Below are 15,493 nucleotides of genomic sequence, written 5' to 3'. Positions count from 1 at the left end.
CCGGGTCAGGCCACGATCGAGACGACCTTGCTGATCGCCTGGCCGGCGGCGACCACTTTGATGATGGCATCCAGGAAGACCCCGAAATCCGCGTTGACCCTGGCCTCCCAGCGCCAGGACCAACGCCGGGTCAGGTCAGCCCAGCCGTCGTGCAGGGCGGGCAGGATCTCGGACTTTCCCCAGTCGTCATCCCGCGAACCGGGTTCGAAGGTGCCGTGCACCCGCCCGGTGTGCGCGAAGGTGTAGACGGTGGCCGGATTGAGAGAGTCCTTGACCGCCCAGACGAAGGCCGTGTCGTAGCTGATGGCACCGGACACATGGAAGTGCCCGCTGAAGTTGTAGGAGCCGGTGTCGTGCAGGGCCAGGTTGGCGAAACCGCCCACGGCGACGCCGTCCTTGAACCCGATCTTCGCCTCCCAGGGGCCGAGCGTTCCGGTGGCCATCGGCGTCACCGGCAGCCCGATCCCGGCGGCACTGGCGACGCGGTGGCCAAGGCCGGCCAGGCCGGGCGACGATGGCATTTCCAGCGAGGCACCGACCGACGCACGCACGTTCGGCGCGGAATCCAACTCGTGCAGGACGGTGGCCAGTCGGCTCTGCTCTTCGGTGGTGAATTGAGACATGGAGGTGGGTCTCCTTACTCCCGTGGGGTCTCCCGGCCCACCCGTCGGTGGGGGTCGTGTCTTGCCTTTTCAGAATGGGAAATCCGGTGACGGAGAGAAATCCCTAACGTTGGGGATTGCCGTGAATCTCAGTGGGGAATGCGGGTATCGCGTCCGGCCGGCTGGCAATGCGGCGCCACCGCCGGCGGTACGGGCGCAGTACATCGGGAAGAACACCACGCCCCCCGAGGGCCTGCGCCTTGTCGTAAGAGAATGATCACAGCCGGGGTTGATCTCGCAGCGGAGGCGATCCGGACGGCGCTGGCGAGGGTTTCCGCCGATCGCATCGGGCACACCGCCATGCGTTGCGCTGCTTTACCCGCCGATCTCGCGCGGCAAGGCCGACCGGTCGACCGTAGTGGTGGCGGTGTCGTGGTGGAGGTTTATCCCGCTGTGCAGGCTTGGCCTGCATGATCCATGACGAGACTCCCGGCGGAAGGCCGGATCGTGCCCGATGAGCGGTGCGGATCGGGATCTTGTGAACGCCGACACCGATCCTCTATAAGGAGTAGTACTACCGATTGTAGAGTTGATGTGGAGGCCGCCGGTGCGAGTGCTTGTGGTGGGGGCGGGGATCAGCGGGCTCGCGGCGGCGCGGGGATTGATCGCCGCAGGGCACGAGGCGGTGGTGCTGGAGCAGGCGCCGGGCCTGCGCCTTGGGGGCGGGGCCGTCACCCTGTGGTGCAACGGCACGGCGATCCTCGGCGACCTGGGTGTTGACCTGGAAGGGACAGGACAGCGGCTGACGACGTTGTGCCTGCGGACCGCCAGCGGCCGTCAGGTGCTGGAGTTCGACCTGGAAGCGCTGGCGGAACGGTTCGGGTCGGCGGCGCGGGTGATCCCGCGCGGGTCGCTGATCACCCTCCTGGAGAACGGGCTGCCGGAGGGAACCGTACGGTTCGGCGCGCGGGTCATGAAATTGCAGGCCGATGGTGACGGCGTACGGGTGTGGACGCAAACAGGTCAGGAGTACAGCGGCGACTTCCTGGTGGGAGCCGACGGTGTGCACTCGCAGGTGCGTGCCCTTGTCCTGGGCGGTGACCCCGCGGCCTTGACCGGTGTGGCGGTCTGGCAGGGCTTGACGCCGGCCCCGTTCGATCCCGGGTCGGTCACGACGATGATGGTCGGCCGACAGGGCCATTTCGGGTTCATGGGTGCGGGTGACGGGCTCATGCAGTGGTTCTTCGACGTGCCGTGGTCGCCGGGCGCGCCACCGGAGGGCAGGCCGTTGGAGATGCTGCGCCGACGGTTCGTGGGATGGGGCTCGCCGGTGGAGCAGGTTCTGGCGTCGCTGGGGGACGGCGACGCCGAAATGTTCCCGCACACCCGGCACAAAGTGCCGTGCCGTTGGGGTGCCGGGCGGTGCGCGCTGCTCGGGGACGCGGCGCACGGGATGCCGCCCGTCATGGCGCACGGCACGAACCAGGCGCTCGAGGACGTGGCAACGCTGGTGGATTGCCTGGGCGCCGTACCCGATCCGGCCGCGGTCGTACGCGTGTACTCGTCCAAGCGGAGGCGGCAGGCGGCCCTGGCCTCCACGGTCGCCTCGCACAGCCTCGCAGTGTCCGGCCCGAGGACGTTGATGCAAAGCGAGTACCTCATGCGCATGAACGGTGCCACACCGCCGCGTCTTGCCACTCGGGGATTCGGACGTCTGCTGCGCACCCTCAGCAACCGGATCTGAAACCGGTGTCCTTGCCATCGGACGCGCTATCGGGACGCGGTGCCACGACGCCACCGGTACGGATCCCGGGATCCGCTGCTGCCCAGCATTACGGAACGACTCTTACGATATTTCGTATGATCTTCGCCGGACGACATCCAGGTTGCCTATGAGCGGGCGCGGTCTGCCCGTCACGATCGTCCGCGCATGCCTGCGTGAAGGCGAAGGCGGCAGCCCCACAGCGGTGATGGACGAGGCGCCGCTGGATGACGACGACCGCCGTCGCGTGCCGATGCTGATGGGAACGTCGCACGCCGTCTTCATCTCCGTGGATGACAGCCGGCCCGGCGATCCGTCGGTTTCCCTGCGCTTCTTCACCGCCGAGGGCGAACTGCCCGCCTGCGGCCACGGGACAGTGGCCGCTCTGGCCTTTCTCGCCGTTCGCGCCGGGGAGGAGGAGTACCGGGCCACCCTCCAGGCCTCGGGACGTGTCTTCGCCGGCTGGTCCGTCCGAGAGAAGACGCACGTCAAGGCCTTCTTCGAACCCGGTCCCGTCGACTTGCGCGAGCCCACTGCGACCGAACGCGACCTCGTCCTGCCCGCACTGGGCATCGCTTCGGACACGCCCGTTCCCGGTATCCGCGTTGCCGCGATGGGGCGGTCGCGGCTGCTGGTCCCCGTTCCCACGCGGTCCGCTCTCGCCGCCCTCGTCCCAGACCTCGACCGGCTCCGTGCCGCCTGTGACCGTCTTGGATTCCTGGGCTGCTACGTCTACTCCGCGCCGACGGGCACCGGCCATGTCGCGGCCCGCATGTTCGCCCCCTCGATCGGCGTCCCGGAAGACATCGCCAACGCCAACAGCACGGCCTGTCTCGCCGCTCACCTGGCCGGTCAGGGCGTCACCGGCATCGCCGTCGACATGGGCGACTCCCTCGGCAGTCCCTCCACGATCACCGCCACCACACGGCACAGCCCGTCGGGCCCGCTGATCCAGTTGGGTGGCACCGCGGAGGTCGCGCGCATCGTCCGCCTGCCTTGAACCCGCGTGGGTCGTCATCCACGGCGGCCCCGCTTCGCCAGGGCCTCGTCGCGGCCGCACGCGAACCTGACGTGGTCGCTGGCCGCCAGGGTGCGCAGGTCCGGGTATCGGACCCGGGCCTAGACGGTCAAGCCAGTGTTCATGTCCTGGCATGAACGCGCCCCCGGCCCGGAGCATCCGGCCGCCGCCTTCACCGCCGCCTCATCAGTGGAAGAACGTCCGATGTGGGTGGCTATCCCATAACCCGATGTTATGGGGAAATAGGGGGTTTCGTCCTGGTGAACGGATGGACCACTATCTACCCACCTGGAGGCCCATAACGATGTGTGCCATTTCATATGGCAATGACATTTAACGGAAGGTGGAGCGACATGTCAGGAAAACGTGCCCTGGTCGCCCTCATGATCGGCCTCGCCGGCGCCGCGAGCGGCTGCGGTCAGGGTGGCGGTACGGCCGCGGCTCCACAGAGCACGGCAGGCGCTCAGGGCGGCGTGCTACATGTCCTGGCCAGCATCGACCTTGAGCACCTGGACCCGGCCCGCAACTACGTCACCTCGTCGATGGACGTCAGCAGGCTGATCTACCGCACGCTCACCACCAACGCCGCGGCGCCCGGTCCCGCGGGCGGTGAAATCGTCCCCGACCTGGCCACCGACCTCGGCACTCCCAGCGACGGGGCCAGAACCTGGACCTTCACCCTCAAGGAGGGCGTGAAGTTCGAAGACGGGCGCCCGATCACCAGCAAGGACGTCAAGTACGGCGTCGAGCGCACCTTCGCCCCCGAGTTTCCCGAGGGCCCGCCGTACGCGCGGATATGGCTGCGGGGCGGTGACAAGTACAAGGGCCCGCTCACTGGAGAGGAGCTGAAGTCGATCGAGACGCCCGACGACCGGACGATCGTGTTCCGGCTCAACAGGCCGGTCGCCGACTTCGGCTCGGCCGTCTCGATGCCGTTCTTCGCGCCCGTGCCCAAGGACAAAGAGGCCGGGGTCGCCTACGACAACCGGCCCTTCTCCTCGGGCCCCTACAAGATCGAGAGATTCGAGCCGAAGAAACGGATCGACCTTATCCGCAACGAGCACTGGGACCGTTCCACCGACACCGTGCGCAAGGGACTGCCGGACCGCATCGTCATCGACCTCAACCTCGACCCCGCCGTGATCGACCAGCGGATGATCGCCGGGCAGGGCGAGGACGCCGACGCCGTGCAGTTCGAACCGATCGGCGCCGCCTCCGTCGCCCAGGTGCTCACCAACCCGGCGCTCAAGGGCCGCCTGGTGACCGGCGAATCGACCAACACGAGGTTCCTGTCGCTCAACACCAGCAGGAAGCCGCTCGACCAGGTGAAGGTACGGCAGGCGATCGCCCACGCACTGGACAAGGAGGCGCTGCGGACCGTGCGCGGCGGGCCCGTCGCGGGCGACATCGCGACCACCCTCCTGCCGCCGGCGATCCCGGGCCACCGCAAGGAGGACCCGTACCCGGCGGACGTGGCCAAGGCCAAGGCGCTGCTCGCCGAGGCGGGATTCGCCTCCGGCGTCGACCTCACCCTCGACGTCCCGGCCACGCCCGGCGGCAAGGCTCAAGGCGAGGCGATCCAGGCGTCGCTCGGCCGGGCCGGCATCCGGGTGAAGATCAACGAGATCAGCTCCTCAGCGTTCTGGAGCACGGTCGGCAACGCCAGCCAGCAGCATGACCTGGTCATCGACGGCTGGACACCGGACTGGACGGGAGCCTCGACCTACCTGCCGAACGTCCTGGACGGGCGGCTCATCGTCAAGCAGGGCAACCAGAACCGGGCGCACTACGACTCGGCCGAGGTCAACAAGCGCTTCGACGAGATCACCGCGATGACGGACGCCGGCGCCGCCGCGGCCGCCTACGGCGAACTGGCCACGCGGATCATGCGGGACGCGCCGCTCGTGCCGTTCCTGTGGGACAAGTCCGCCTTCCTGACCGGGGCGAACGTGACCGGCGCCTACGGGCACGTCGCCTACGTCGGGCGGGTCGACCTCGCCACGGTCGGCCTCAAGAGCGCCCGATGACGCTCACCCAGGCGGCCGGCCTGCCGGTGGACGAGCCCGGCGCCGCCGTCTCACCGGCACGCCGGCTCGCCCGCCGCGTCCTGTCCGACCGCGCCGCCACCGCCGGCGCCACGGTCATCGCGCTCCTGGTGCTCATGGCCCTCGGCGCGCCCCTGATCACCGCCCTCACCGGCCAATCGCCCACGGAGTTCCACCCCGAGGCGATCGACCCCGCCCTGGGAGGCCTGCCGAAGGGCCCATGGGGCGGGATCAACGCCGAACACCTGCTCGGCGTCGAACCCGCCACGGGCCGCGACGTGCTCGCCCGCGTCGTCTGGGGCGCCCGCGTCTCCCTGCTGATCTCGCTGCTGGCCACCCTGCTGGCCACCACGCTCGGCACCGTGCTCGGCCTCGTCGCCGGATTCCGTGGCGGCTGGGCCGACATGCTGATCGGCCGCCTGATGGACCTGCTGATGTCCTTCCCGAGCCTGATCTTCATGATCGCGCTCATGTCCGTCGCCCCCGACGGCAACCGCGAGCTGATGCTCGTCGCGGTGCTCGGCCTGTTCGGCTGGCCGTACATCGGCAGGATCGTCCGCGGCCAGGCCATGGCACTGGCGGGCAGGGAGTTCGTCGAGGCGGCCAGGGTGCTGGGCGCGACCCGCAGGGCGATCCTGTTCAGGGAGATCCTGCCCAACCTCACCGGGCCGATCCTGGTCGTGGCGACGCTGTCCATCCCCGGTTACATCGCCACCGAGGCGGGCCTGTCCTTCCTGGGCGTCGGAGTGCGCCCGCCGACCCCCTCATGGGGCCAGATGATCGCCTCGGCCGTGCCCTGGTACGCGGCCGATCCCGTCTACTTCCTCATTCCCGGCCTGTTCCTGCTGGCCACCGTGCTGGCGTTCAACCTGGTCGGCGACGCGCTCGGAGACACCCGATGATCGCCTACCTTCTCAAACGGCTCGCCGCGGCCGCCGCGATCCTGGTCGTCATCTGCGCGCTCACCTTCGCGATCTTCTACATCGCGCCGGACGACCCCGCGCAGAAAGCGTGCGGCAAGGCCTGCACTCCCGAGCGGATCGAGCAGATCCGCGGCCAGCTCGGCCTCGACGCGCCGATCCCCGAGCAGTTCGCCGCCTACCTGCGGGGCATCTTCGCCGGGCGGACCTACGGCACGGGGCCGACCGCGGTCGAGTGTCCCTTTCCCTGCCTCGGCTTCAGCTTCCAGACCAATGTGCCCGTGCGGGAACTGCTGGTCAGCAGGTTGCCGGTGAGCGCGTCCATCGCGGTCGGCGCCGCAGTGCTGTGGCTGCTCGTCGGCGTCGGCGCCGGGGTGGCCGCCGCGCTGCGCAAGGGCTCGTGGTGGGACAGGGCGGCGATGGGAGCGGCGCTCGGCGGCATCTCGCTGCCGATCTACCTCACCGCGCTCGTCCTGCAGTACCTCCTCGTCGTCGTGCTCGAAGTGCTGCCGTATCCGAGGGCGGTCGGCCTTGTGGAGGATCCGGCCGGCTGGTTCGCCTCGATGCTGATGCCGTGGATCGCGCTGGCCGCGCTCTACGCGGGCATGTACGCCCGGCTGACGCGCACCGAGCTGATCGGCGCGCTGAACCAGAACTTCGTCCGCACCGCCCGGGCCAAGGGCCTGCCCGAGCGCACCGTCGTGCGGCGGCACGCGCTGCGGCCCACGCTCACCCCGATCGTGACCGTCTTCGGCATGGACCTCGGCGCGCTGCTCGGCGGCGCGCTGATCACCGAGTCGGTGTTCGGCCTGCCCGGCGTGGGCAAGCTCGCCGCCGACGCGATCAACAGCTCGGACCAGCCGGTGATCCTCGGGGTGACGCTGTTCGCCGCGGCCTTCATCGTCTGCGCGAACGTGGTCGTGGACCTTCTCTACGCGGTGCTCGACCCGCGGATCAGGCTGGGGGCCGCATGACACTGCTCGACGTCAGGGACCTGAGGGTCTCCTTCGGCGGCACCAGGGCCGTCGACGGCCTGTCCTTCGGCCTGGAACGAGGCCGCGTGCTCGGCCTGGTCGGCGAGTCCGGCTGCGGTAAGTCGGTGACCAGCCTCGCCGTGATGGGCCTGCTCAACGGCGCCACGACCGGCGGCGAGATCTGGTTCGACGGCCAGGAACTGCTCGGGGGCGACCGGCGGGCCGTCCGCAGGCTGCGCGGCGACCGGCTGGCGATGATCTTCCAGGATCCGCTGTCGTCGCTCAACCCCTACTACCCGGTCGGTTTCCAGATCGCCGAGGCCTACCGGGCGCACCGCCGCGCCGGCAGGAAGCAGGCACGCGCGATCGCGGTCCGGATGCTGGAACGCGTCGGCATCCCAGAAGCGGAGCGGCGTGTCCGCGACTACCCGCACCAGTTCTCCGGCGGCATGCGCCAGCGCGTGATGATCGCGATGGCGCTGTGCCTGGAGCCCGAACTGATCATCGCCGACGAGCCGACCACCGCGCTCGACGTGACCGTGCAGGCGCAGATCCTCGCCCTGCTCGACACGCTGCGCGAGGAGTACGGCACCGCCGTCCTGCTGATCACGCACGACCTCGGCGTGGTCGCGGGAACGGCCGACGAGGTCGTCGTCATGTACGGCGGGCGGGCCGTCGAACGGGGCGAGGTGCACACGCTGTTCGAGAACCCCCGCGAGCCGTACACCCGCAGCCTGCTGGCCGCCGTCCCCCGGATCGACCGGCCCGTGCCCGACCGCCTGGAGACCCTGTGACCCCCCTGCTGGAAGCCGAAGGCCTGGTCAAACGCTTCCCCGTGCGCCACCCCCTGACCCGCCGCGTCACCGGCCACCTGACCGCGGTCAACGACGTCTCGCTTGCCGTACGGCAGGGCGAGACGCTCGGCCTGGTCGGCGAGTCGGGCTGCGGGAAGTCGAGCACGGCCAGGCTGATCACCCGGCTGGCCGAGCCGACCGGGGGCACGATCCGCTTCGACGGGCGCGACATCACCACGATGGGCGAGGCCGCCCTGCGCCCGATCCGCCGTGACCTTCAGATGATCTTCCAGGATCCCTTCTCCTCGCTGAACCCTCGCATGACCGTCGAAGCGATCCTGTCGGCGCCCTTCCGCTACCAGGGCGGCAGGCCCGAACCGGGTCAGATCGCCGAGTTGCTGCGACGGGTGGGGCTGCGCCCGGAGCACGCCGGACGGCTGCCGCACCAGTTCTCCGGCGGCCAGGCCCAGCGGATCGGCATCGCCCGCGCGCTGGCCCTTCGCCCGAAACTGGTGGTCTGCGACGAGCCGGTGTCCGCGCTCGACGTCTCGGTGCAGGCGCAGATCCTCAACCTCCTGCGCGACCTGCAGGAGGAGTTCGAGCTCAGCTACGTGTTCATCGCCCACGACCTCGGCGCCGTGCGCCAGGTGTGCGGCAGGATCGCGGTGATGTATCTCGGCACGGTCGTGGAGATCGCCGACCGCGACGAGCTGTTCGCCCGCCCGGCCCACCCGTACACGGCCGCGCTGCTGTCGGCGGTGCCGATCCCCGACCCGAGGGCCGAGCGGGCCAGGTCCCGCGTCGTGCTCTCCGGCGACCTGCCCAGCCCGGCGAACCCGCCCAGCGGCTGCCCCTTCCGCACCCGGTGCCCGAGGGCGGCCGAGAGGTGCGCGCTGGAGCGGCCCGCGCTGGCCGAAGGCGCGCCCGGCCATCGGGTCGCCTGCCACTTCCCTCTCGACCCCCTTCCCTGACCTCTCCCGCGACGATCTCTCCCGCGACGGAGCCCGGCGAGCGGGCCCGCACCCGCCGAAAGGATCCCCGTGACCAGGCTTCACCTGGCCGACCACGTCTTCCCCGTCCCGCTCGACCACACCGACCCCGCCGGTCCCTCGATCGAGGTGTTCGCCCGCGAGGTGGCCGATGCCGCCCGGGCGGGGGAGAACCTGCCGTGGCTGCTTTACCTGCAGGGCGGCCCCGGTGGCCGCTCACCCAGGCCGCTGGGCGCCGACGGCTGGCTCGCGCACGCGCTCAGGACACACCGGGTGCTGCTGCTCGACCAGCGCGGCACGGGCCGCAGCACCCCCGTCACCCCGCGCACCCCCGGGCGGGTCGGCGACCTGGCCGCGTACCTGCGGCACTTCAGGGCCGACTCGATCGTGGCCGACTGCGAGCTGATCCGCCGGAGGCTCGGTGCCGAGCGGTGGGAGACGCTGGGCCAGAGCTACGGCGGCTTCCTGACGATGACGTACCTGTCCACGGCACCCGAGGCGCTTTCGGCCTGCTACGTCACCGGCGGGCTGCCCGGCCTGACCGCCACCGCCGATGAGGTCTACGCCCGTACCTACCCCAGGGTCGCGGCCAAGGTCAGGCAGTACTACTCCCGCTACCCCGCCGACACCGGCAGGGTCAGGCGCATCCTCGACCGGCTGCACGAGGGCGGGGTCAGGCTGCCCGACGGCGACCTGCTCACCCCGCACCGGTTCAGGACACTCGGCCTGGCCTTCGGCATGGGCAACGGGTTCGAACGGGTGCACTGGCTCATCGAGGACGCCTTCGACGGCGACGAGCTGTCAGATGACTTCCTCTACCAGGTCATGCAGCTCACCGGCTTCACCGGCAACCCGCTCTTCGCCGTGCTGCAGGAGAGCATCTACGGCCAGGGCGCCAAGCCCACCGCCTGGGCGGCCGAGCGGGCCCTCGCCGACTTCCCCGACTTCGGCCGCGACGCCGACTCCCTGCTGTTCACCGGAGAGATGATCTACCCCTGGATGTTCGAGGAGGTCGCGGCGCTGCGCCCCTACGCCGAGGCCGCCGACCGGCTCGCCCGCGTGCAGGACTGGCCCCCGCTCTACGATCTCGGCCGCCTGGCGGCCAACCGGGTGCCCGTGGCCGCGGTGGTCTACCACGACGACATGTACGTCGACGCGGGCCTGTCGCTGGAGACCGTTCAGGCCGTCGGCAACGTGCGCGCCTGGGTCACCAACGAGTGGGAGCACGACGGGGTCACCGCCTCGGGCGAGCGCGTGCTCGCCCGTCTCATGGAACTAGCGATCTGAAAGGACACCCCCCATGTTGCGCCGATCAGTGCTGGCGGCCGCGCTCGCCGCGTCCGTCCTCACCGTTCCCGCGGCCGCCCGCGCCGCCGAGGCTCCCGCCGCCGGGACCCCCGCCGCCCGGTGCGCGCTGCCCGGCCGTACCGGCTGGACCGACGAGGGCCACGACACCGACCACCGGCAGTTCCGCGCCGCGACCGGCCGGATCAGGGCCGTCATGCTGTTCGTCGACTTCCCCGACGCGGTCGCCGAGGGCGGGACGGAACAGTACGCCGACCACTTCGCCCCCGCCCCGCGGTGGCTCGCCGCCGCGTCGTACGGCAGGGCGCGGCTGAGCGTCACCCCGGTGCGCAAGTGGTTCAGGATGCCGCAGGACAGCACCACCTACGGCTTCAACCGGGGCATCAGCTACGAGCAGCACCGGCTCTACGTCCAGCAGGCGGTGGCCGCGGCCGACGCCGAAGTGGACTTCTCCGCCTACGACATCGTCTACATCGTCCCCTCGAAGAACGCCACGGCGGTGACCTTCTCACCCACCTACCTGTGGGACCCGGCCCAGAGCGGCGTGGTCGCCGACGGCGCCGAGGTGAAGTGGAGCGTCACGTTCGGCCAGGACATGTGGCGCTGGGGGCACAAGGTGCTGGCGCACGAGACCGGCCACATCTTCGGCCTGCCCGACCTCTACTCCTTCACCGGGCCCGACTACCACCGGTTCGTCGGCGGCTGGGACGTGATGGGGCTGATCAGCGGCCCGTCGCCGCAGCCCTTCGCGTGGCACGCGTGGAAGCTCGGCTGGATCTCCGACGGCCAGGTGGCGTGCGTGCCCGCCTCCGGCGGGACCTACCGGCTCACCCCCGTCGAGCGGCCGGGCGGGCGCAAGCTCGTCGTGGTCAGGACCGGCGAGACGAGCGCCTACGCGATCGAGTCGCGCGGGGGAAGCGCGTGCTCGGGCGGGATGGTGATCTACAAGGTCGACTCGGCGGTGGCGACGGGGGAGGGGCCCGTCCGCGTGATGGACGCCAGACCCGACGCCGCCGCGCCGGCCGGCTGCCACGCCCTCGACGACGGCGCCTACGGCCCCGGGGAGGTCTTCACCGACGAGGCGGCGAAGGTGCGCATCGAGGTCGGGGGAGACACCGTGCGGGTCGCGCGGCGCCCCGGCCGCTAGGACACCGGCGGAGGCGGAACCGCGTCCGCGCGGGGTGCCGGGCCGGCCCGAGGGGCCGTCTGCCGGCTCCGGCACCCCGCCGGCGGGGGACCCGGGTGGTCAGGATGTGGTCAGGATTCAGTACGGCAGCGGCCGCCCCGACGGGGTCCGCAGGTCCGGCATGACGCTCTTGAGGCGGGGACGGGATCTGCTGATCCGGATTCGGCGCATCTGGTGAGACTCCTTCTGAATCCATCAGGTGTGGTGCGGTGACCGGTGGGTTTACTACGGTTCCTCTGTTTGAAACGGTCAGGGCCTGGCCGTCGCCTGCCTCAGCCGAGGGAAGCGAGAAGCCGCTCTCTTCGGGGAGCGGAGGAGTCACTTCCTGTGTGATGAGCATGTCGTCGGCCGTACGGGAGTCGACACGGGATAAACACCCGTACCCCTACCTGTTTCGTGTGCGTAGCCGCCCCTGCCCGGTCGCGCCACCGCCTCCGCCCGGGGTGGCGCAAGGCTTATCGTTTTGGTGTTTTCGCACGTCAGACGCCTTATATGGCCGCCGGTGGCTCCGCCTTCGGTGTTAGCCTGGAAGTGCCATGGGGGGGCAAAGGCGGCGGGTGGGAAACCTGCCGGTCGAGGTGACGAGTTTCGTTGGCCGTCGGCAGGAGCTGACCGAGGCCAAGCGGTTGCTCGCGGCTGAGCGGATGGTGACGCTCACCGGGGTCGGCGGAGTGGGCAAGACCCGGCTGGCACTGCGGGTCGCCGCGGCGGTGTCGGCCACGTTCCCCGACGGGGTGTGGCTGGTCGACCTGGCTCCGCTGGGAGCGGGGGAGCTGCTCGAGGAGACGGTGGCCGGCACGCTCGGCTGCCAGAACCAGGGCGATCTGGCGGCCTTCGCCGAGTTCCTGCAGGACAAGCGGCTGCTCCTGGTGCTGGACAACTGTGAGCACCTGCTGGACGAGTGCGCGGTCCTGGCCAGCAAGCTTCTCGGTATGGCGCCCGACCTGCGCATCCTCGCCACCAGCCGGCAGGCGCTCCACGCCGAGGGCGAGCATCTCCTGGACGTGCCCCCGCTGCCGGTGCCGGAGGTGACCGAGGAGATATCTACCGACTCCGAGACGCGCTACGAGGCGGTGCGCCTATTCGCGGACCGGGTGGCGGCCGTCCTGCCGGGTTTCGCGATCACCGCCGCCAACAGCGGGGCGGTGACGCGGCTGTGCCAGCGGCTGGACGGGATCCCGCTGGCCATCGAGCTCGCGGCGGTGTGGATGCGGGCCCTGTCGGTGGACCAGATCCTCGATCGGCTGGACGACCGCTTCCGGTTGCTGACAAGGGGAAGCCCGGTGGTGATGCCGCGCCAGAAGACGCTGCGGGCGCTGGTGGATTGGAGCTACAACCTGTGCTCGCCCGAGGAGCGGATGCTGTGGGAACGCCTGTCGGTCTTCTCCGGCGGCTGCGATCTGGAAGCGATCGAGCAGGTGTGTTCCGGGGACGGGATCGCCCCGGAGAACGTCTTCGGGGTGATGACGGGGCTGGTGGACAAGTCGATCCTGCTGCGGAAGGAGCACGACTCCGGCGTGCGCCATCAGATGCTGGAGACCCTGCGCCAGTACGGATGGGAACGGCTCGTCGAATCCGGCCAGGAGACGGCGCTCCGGCGGCGGCACCGCGACTGGTGCCGTGACCTGGCCGCGCGGGCGGAGATCGAGTGGTTCGGCGAGCACCAGATGAGATGGCTCGTCCGGATCCGTGACGAGCAGGCCAACGTGCGGGCGGCGCTGGAGTTCTGCCTGAACGAGCCGGGTGAGGCGTGGGCCGCCCTGGAGATCGCCGCCGCGATGTGGATCCACCGGCTTTCGTGGAGTTCCCCGAGCGAAGGTCACCACTGGCTGGGGCGGGCGCTGGCGCTGGAGCGCGGTCCCGGCGTCGCGCGGGCCAAGGCGCTGTGGGTCGACGCGTGGCTCGTACTGCTGGGAGGCGACGCCGCGGCGGCGAAACCACTGATAGAGGAGTCCCGCGTGCTGGCGGAGCGGCTGGGGGACGAGGCCCAGCTCGCCGGTGCGATCAATATCACCGGCTTCGCCGCGCTGCTCGCCGGAGACTTCTCGCGGGCCTTCCCCCTTCTGGAGGAGTCGCTGGCCCGTTACCGCGCGCTCGGTTACCGGGGACGCGCATGGACCGCCCTCTTCCAGCTGACCATGACCGCCGTCCTCATGGGCGACCTCCGATCCGAGGCGCTCTGCCAGGAATCCCTGGAGATATGCCGGCGGGAGAACGCCCGCTGGTCGGGCTCGTACGCGCTGTGGATCGCCGGCCTCGGCCGGTGGCGGCGCGGGGATTCCCGGACCGCCGCCACCATGCTGCGAGACGCGCTGCGGTTCAAGCTGCCGTGGAACGACCGGCTGGGCATGGCCCAGTGCCTGGAGGGGCTCGCCTGGATCGCGGCCGATGAGAGGCAGGACAGGCGCGCCGTTCAGCTGCTGGGCGCCGCCCACATGGTCTGGCGGTCGATCGGGACGTCGCTGCCCGGTCTCGGGCATCTGGCGGGTTTCCACGACCGGTACGAGGCCCGGCTACGGCAGGATCTCGGAGACGAGGTGTTCACCCTGATCTTCGATCACGGATCGAAGCTCACGCTCGATCGCGCCGTCGCCTACGCGCTGGGTGAGGAGCCGGTGAGGGAAACCCGAGACCACCGGCCGGAATCCGACGTCGCATCCGCCCTCACCCGCAGGGAACGGGAGGTCGCCGGGCTCGTCGCGCAAGGTCTGAGCAACAAGCAGATCGCCGAGACCCTGGTGATCGCCCAGCGCACCGCCGAAGGTCACGTCGAGAACATCCTGCGCAAGCTCAGTTTCACCTCGCGGGCGCAGATCGCCACGATCTGGGGCTCGCGGCGGCAGACGGGCGAGAAATGAACCGGGTTTCACCGGTGGCCCGTCACGCCCCGGGGATGTGATCAGCCCGCCGGGGGCGTGTCCTCGTGGGGAGGCGCGCCGAAGCCCGGCAGCCGCCGGAGAACGTCGAGGACGACGCTGTTGTCGAGGTCTCCCAGGCCCCGGGTGACGGCGGCCCGGTAGAGCCGCGCGGCCGCCGCGGTCACGGGGAGCGCGACGTTGCGGGCGACGGCGCTGTCCATGGCGAAGTCAAGCCCTTTCACCAGGTTTTCCACCGAACCCGACCCGTGGAAGTCTCCGGACAGCAGATGCTCCCGCTTCTGCGTCAGCACCTCCGACGCCGCGAGCCCGCCGTCGAGGATCTCCAGCAGGACGGCCACGTCCAGCCCGCCGCTCTCGGCGAGCAGCACGGCCTCGGCCAGAGCGGCCAGGGTCCCCGCGACGACGATCTGGTTGCACGCCTTGGCCAGAGCCCCCGCTCCCAGCGGGCCCACGTGGCGCACGGTGCTTCCCATCGCCTCCAGGTACGGCCAGACCCGGGAGACCGCGGCCGGTTCCCCTCCCGCCATGATCGACAAGGTGGCTTCCCTGGCGCCCTTCTCACCCCCGCTCACCGGCGCGTCGACGAGCTTCACGCCGCGGAGGGCGAGCGTGTCCCCGAGGCGGCGCACGCCGTCCGGCGCGACGGTCCCCATCACGACGAGCGTGTCCAGAACCGAGTCCGGGGAGAGCAGGCCTGCCGGCCCGTCGAGAACCGCCTGGACCTCGGGCAGGCCGGGCAGCATCGTGATGACGGTCGGCGCGCCCGCCGCGACCTCGCGCGGGGTGGCCGCCGCGGCGCACCCGTTCCGGACGGCGGCGTCGAGCATCGCCGGGCCGCGGTTCCAGGCGAGGACCCGTAAGCCGCTCCGCGCGAGGTTGACGGCCATCGGCAGGCCCATCACACCGAGCCCGACGAAACCGACGGTCTCGCCGTTCACGGCTCGCCCCCCACGCGCTCGCGGCCCCGTACGTCACGCCCGTCCAGGCCGGGGGAGTCCCCGCCGCCACCGGTCCGGCAA

At 70.6% G+C, this 15,493-nt stretch carries 12 protein-coding genes; 10 read left to right on the top strand and 2 right to left on the bottom strand.

Annotated features, from left to right (window positions below; genetic code table 11):
- Positions 1-5: 5 nt before the first annotated feature.
- Positions 6-623 (bottom strand): hypothetical protein, encoded by a 618-nt coding sequence (locus ACFY2X_RS16260; RefSeq protein ID WP_389938716.1) that lies wholly within the window; start codon positions 621-623, stop codon positions 6-8.
- 586 nt (positions 624-1,209) lie between these two features.
- On the opposite strand from ACFY2X_RS16260, the gene ACFY2X_RS16255 reads away from it, so the two are divergent.
- From ACFY2X_RS16255 to ACFY2X_RS16210, 10 genes are all read left to right on the top strand, one after another.
- Positions 1,210-2,346 carry an FAD-dependent oxidoreductase gene (locus ACFY2X_RS16255; RefSeq protein WP_389938713.1) on the top strand — a complete coding sequence of 379 codons (1,137 nt, stop codon included), beginning with the start codon at positions 1,210-1,212 and terminating at the stop codon, positions 2,344-2,346.
- A gap of 148 nt (positions 2,347-2,494) precedes the next feature.
- Positions 2,495-3,364, top strand: a complete 870-nt coding sequence (locus ACFY2X_RS16250) for a PhzF family phenazine biosynthesis protein (RefSeq protein ID WP_389938710.1) — start codon at positions 2,495-2,497, stop codon at positions 3,362-3,364.
- A 371-nt stretch (positions 3,365-3,735) separates the two neighbouring features.
- Positions 3,736-5,409, top strand: a complete 1,674-nt coding sequence (locus ACFY2X_RS16245; protein ID WP_389938706.1) for an ABC transporter substrate-binding protein — start codon at positions 3,736-3,738, stop codon at positions 5,407-5,409.
- Positions 5,406-6,329, top strand: coding sequence for an ABC transporter permease (locus ACFY2X_RS16240; protein WP_389938703.1), 924 nt, complete (start codon positions 5,406-5,408; stop codon positions 6,327-6,329). The genes ACFY2X_RS16245 and ACFY2X_RS16240 overlap by 4 nt, the downstream gene beginning before the upstream one ends.
- A complete protein-coding gene (locus ACFY2X_RS16235) occupies positions 6,326-7,321 on the top strand; it encodes an ABC transporter permease (protein WP_389938700.1) in 996 nt (331 codons plus the stop codon). Before ACFY2X_RS16240 ends, ACFY2X_RS16235 begins: the two co-directional genes overlap by 4 nt.
- Positions 7,318-8,115, top strand: coding sequence for an ABC transporter ATP-binding protein (locus ACFY2X_RS16230; protein WP_389938697.1), 798 nt, complete (start codon positions 7,318-7,320; stop codon positions 8,113-8,115). The genes ACFY2X_RS16235 and ACFY2X_RS16230 overlap by 4 nt, the downstream gene beginning before the upstream one ends.
- Positions 8,112-9,086, top strand: a complete 975-nt coding sequence (locus ACFY2X_RS16225) for an ABC transporter ATP-binding protein (protein WP_389938695.1) — start codon at positions 8,112-8,114, stop codon at positions 9,084-9,086. The genes ACFY2X_RS16230 and ACFY2X_RS16225 overlap by 4 nt, the downstream gene beginning before the upstream one ends.
- A gap of 69 nt (positions 9,087-9,155) precedes the next feature.
- Positions 9,156-10,391, top strand: a complete 1,236-nt coding sequence (locus ACFY2X_RS16220) for an alpha/beta fold hydrolase (protein WP_389938692.1) — start codon at positions 9,156-9,158, stop codon at positions 10,389-10,391.
- A 13-nt stretch (positions 10,392-10,404) separates the two neighbouring features.
- Positions 10,405-11,556, top strand: a complete 1,152-nt coding sequence (locus tag ACFY2X_RS16215) for a M6 family metalloprotease domain-containing protein (RefSeq protein WP_389938690.1) — start codon at positions 10,405-10,407, stop codon at positions 11,554-11,556.
- A 596-nt stretch (positions 11,557-12,152) separates the two neighbouring features.
- A complete protein-coding gene (locus ACFY2X_RS16210; RefSeq protein WP_389938687.1) occupies positions 12,153-14,453 on the top strand; it encodes an ATP-binding protein in 2,301 nt (766 codons plus the stop codon).
- Positions 14,454-14,494: 41 nt separating this feature from the next.
- Here ACFY2X_RS16210 and ACFY2X_RS16205 read toward each other — a convergent pair whose 3' ends face one another.
- Complete coding sequence (locus tag ACFY2X_RS16205; RefSeq protein WP_389938684.1) at positions 14,495-15,412, bottom strand: NAD(P)-dependent oxidoreductase; 918 nt, start codon at positions 15,410-15,412, stop codon at positions 14,495-14,497.
- Positions 15,413-15,493: the final 81 nt, after the last annotated feature.

The organism is Streptosporangium sp. NPDC000396 (assembly GCF_042898655.1).
Classification (GTDB): Bacteria; Actinomycetota; Actinomycetes; order Streptosporangiales; family Streptosporangiaceae; genus Streptosporangium.
This window is presented reverse-complemented; position numbering and strand designations above follow the sequence as displayed.